Raw genomic sequence first — 4,231 nt, forward strand, 5'->3', positions numbered from 1 at the left:
TTGTATCGTTGGTTGTCGTACCTGATGCAAATGTACCTTGCACTGGATCAACATTATCAACATATTCTGTTGGTGCAGTTGGTTGAGTTGGGGCTGTTGTGTTAACAGTTATTACAATGACATCACTCTTATAACTCTCGTTACCAGCAGCATCTGAAATAGTATATGAAATATCATATTTTCCATTTTCCAATGGAATGACTGGAGTCAAAGTGCTAGATACTGGATCATAGACGGAATCAACTTTTACACCATCAACATAAAGTGTTGCTGATTCATTTGACTCAATTTGCTCAATGATAATAGCTGGTTTGGTATCGTCAGTCGTTGTATCTGTACCAAAAACGCCTTGAATAGAACCGACATCATCATAATAATGCGTAGGTGCATTTGGTTGATCTGGTGCAACTAAATCAACTGTGATATTAAACTCACTGCTCAATACACCTGCATTACCTGCTGCATCCACGACACGGGTGGTATATGTATAGGTTTTACCGTCTACAAGACCACTATTATCTTTAAATACATAATTGCTATTATCAACTTTAGTAGCATCACCAATATAAATACCATCTCTAAAGACTTGGACTACTTCAGTTGCCTCAATAACATCACTAACTTGAATATTTAATATTGGTGAAGTGTCATTAGTCGTAGAGTTACTTAAAAAATCACCTGTTAAAGGGGCGATATCATCGCTATAGCTAATAATTGTAGCTGTTGTTATAGGTGGTATAGTGTCCAATACTATACTATATTCACCAGATATAGCTTTTTGGACACCATCTGCATCAAGAATTGCTACTTGATATTTATAATTACCATCACTATTTAAATTATCTGTAAATTTCCATTTTTGCCCATCTAATTCAATTACAGCATTATCAATTTTTATATCATTTCTATAAATAACAATAGTATCTGTATCTAAGAATAATAATCCAGTATCGCCTTCTAATGTTGGAGTTTTATCATTCGTAAAACCATTATTATCTACTATGCCTACCAATGGATTGGTATTATCATAAATTAATCCAATATCAATACCCTGAGAAACTTCATCAAAATTAGTAACGATTGAATAACCATTACTAAATTCTGAGACATTATCTCCATTTGCATTTTTAACAACAGCGGTATATTCATAGGTTCGTTGACTAGCCAAACTACCATCGGTATAAGTCCAAGTAGTTCCAGTAACTTCAGCTATATCAATTAGTTCACCATTACAATAAATATAAACATTTTCACCTGTAGCTAAAGGTTGGCTTAATGTTCCTCGAATTTCAGGGGTATCATCATTTGTCATTGCCCCATTAAGTACCACCCCAAGAGAAGGAGCTTTACCATCATATATCTGTGTAATCGTGACTACCTGAACATTTTTTATATCACGTAATGTAGGTGTGAATTCATCTTGTACGGATGGTGTTATATCATCAATATAACTATTATTTAAAACTGTTGTAATAAGCGATTGTTCGTCACTAATCCCCGTAGTAGCTTTGTTGTCAGCCATTGTATCCCCCACTAAAAGTGTTCTTTTAAAGTTTAGAGTAAGTGGAGTGACTTCAGATTTTTGATCCGAAGTACCCACAGTATTATCTACTGTTGTAGTTAATTCTGAATCTTGAGAAGTATCGATGCTTAAATCATTAATTAAGGCTTTTTGAGCGCTAGTTAAATCAAAATTTATTTTATATTGTCGAGATATCCCTGAACCATTTCCCGCTTCATCTATAATTTGTGCTGTAAATGCAATTTGATTTGAAACAGAACCTATGAAATCTGATAAATCAATAGTTTCAGTAAATGTCCAAGTGGTAGCTGATGTCATAATTGCCGTTCCGACATAAGTCGTACCATGCATTACATGTACTACTTCATTATCATCTAAAGGAAAGTCGATAGTCCCATTAATCGTAATATCCATCAACTTAACTGTAGATAGTTGAGTAATACCTTTTCCTGAATCATCTAAAATTGAAGTAATCGTCGTAGATTTAAGCGATGAAAATGTATCTATTTTTAATACACATGAAGCAGGATCACTCTCATTTCCAGCCTTATCAGTTTCTGTTATAAATAAGGTTTTTAAATACTTTCCTTGCTCTAATTGATTTACGACCGTTGGTGTTACTGACCACATTCCTTTGGCATCTGCCACTGATGTACCTAAAACTTTCCCCGTTTCATCTCTTAATGTAATCAAAGCTCCTGCTTCAGCTCCACTACCATTGATTGTAGGTGTTTGATCATTTGTATATGTATCAAATGAAAATGTTCCAACGTCTTTGATATACTCTTTCTGAATATTATCTGTATATGATTCAGCAGTTAATGCTGCTGGTGCTATTGTATCAATAACCACTGTCAAAGGCTGATCAGGATTACTTTGCAAGCTTTCATTACCAGCAGCATCAGTCACCGAATATGTAATATCATGACTTCCCTCAGATAAAGGGTCCTTCGGAGTCAATGTTCCAGCAACAGGATCATAGATAGCATCTACAGGTTTACCATCTACATATAATGTAGGGGTTTCATCCTCTTTTAATGAACCAATAATAAAGCTTGGCGTCGTATCATTGGTCGCTGAATCATATCCAAAGATACCCGTCTGAGGATCAACATCATCAATATATTGAGTCGGTGCATCAGGTTGAACAGGGGCAATCGTATCAATAGTGATATTGATCGGTCCACTTTGCGCACTTTCATTACCTGCTTTATCTGTCAATGAATAACTAAAATTATAGTTTCCATCAACCAATGGTGTTTTCGGTGTCAAAGTACCAGATGCAGCGTCATAAACCGATTCCACAGCCTCACCATCAACATATAAAGTCGCTGTTAAATCTGAATCCTTTTGACCAATCATAATGCCAGGCGCTTGGTCATTGGTTGACGTGCCCGTACCAAACAGACCTTGTATAGGATCAACATTATCCAAATATTGTGTAGGTGTTTTCGGTGCAGCAGGTGCGACTGTATCAACGGTGATATTGATCGGTCCACTTTGAGGACTTTCATTACCCACAATGTCAGTCACTGTATAGGTAATTTCATAATCACCATCTTGCAATGGCGTTTTTGGTGTCAATGTACCTTTAACTGGATCGTATACAGATTCAACTTCCTTACCACCAACATATAATGTTGCCTTTTCATCACTGGAGATCGGCGTGATGACAACACTTGGAGTGGTATCATTTGTGGTTGTACCAGTTCCAAATATGCCTTGAACTGGATCTACATCATCAATATATTGAGTTGGTGTTGCAGGAGTATTTGTATTACTTAAGGCAATCTGAAGTGTAGCAGGATCGCTCTTTTGACTTTCATTACCAGCACTGTCTACAACTGAATATTGAATAACATGATCGCCAGTAGTCAACTCTTTAACTGGGGTTAAGGTTCCTTTGACTGGATCATAGATCGCATCAACTTTGACATTATCCACATATAAATATGCTTGTTGGTCTGAAGCCAGTTTATCTATAACAAAACCAGGTTTTGTATCATCAGTCGGTGTGCTTATAGGTAATATTCCCACTTTAGCACCGACATCATCATCATACTCAGTAATTGCACTTATTGGTTTGAGTGGAGCAGTCGTATCAATAGTGATATTGATCGTTCCACTTTGCGCACTTTCATTACCCGCAGTATCTGTCAATGAATAACTAAAATCATAATTTCCATCAACCAATGGTGTTTTCGGTGTCAAAGTACCAGAAGCAGTGTCATAAACAGATTCCACAGCCTTACCATCAACATATAAAGTCGCTGTCAAATTTGAATCTTTTTGACCAATCATAATGCCAGGCGTTTGGTCATTGGTCGATGTACCCGTACCAAACAGACCTTGCACAGGATCAACATTATCCAAATATTGTGTAGGTGTTGTCGGTGCAACAGGTGCGACTGTATCAACGGTGATATTGATCGGTCCACTTTGAGGACTTTCATTACCCACGATGTCAGTTACTGTATAGGTAACTTTATAATCACCATCTTGTAATGGCGTTTTTGGTGTCAATGTACCTTTAACCGGATCGTATACAGATTCAACTTCCTTGCCATCAACATATAATGTTGCCTTTTCATTGCTAGAAATTGGCGTGATGATGACACTTGGAGTGGTATCATTTGTGGTTGTACCAGTTCCAAATATGCCTTGAACTGGATCTACATCATCAATATATTGAGTTGGTGTTGCAGGAGT

1 protein-coding gene is annotated in these 4,231 nt (G+C 36.8%); it reads right to left on the reverse strand.

What is annotated here, in order from left to right:
• Positions 1–4,231: Ig-like domain-containing protein (locus F960_RS22690; RefSeq protein WP_004866742.1), on the reverse strand; the 4,231-nt coding region annotated here is incomplete at both ends.

Source organism: Acinetobacter gerneri DSM 14967 = CIP 107464 = MTCC 9824, from assembly GCF_000368565.1.
Lineage (GTDB): Bacteria > Pseudomonadota > Gammaproteobacteria > Pseudomonadales > Moraxellaceae > Acinetobacter > Acinetobacter gerneri.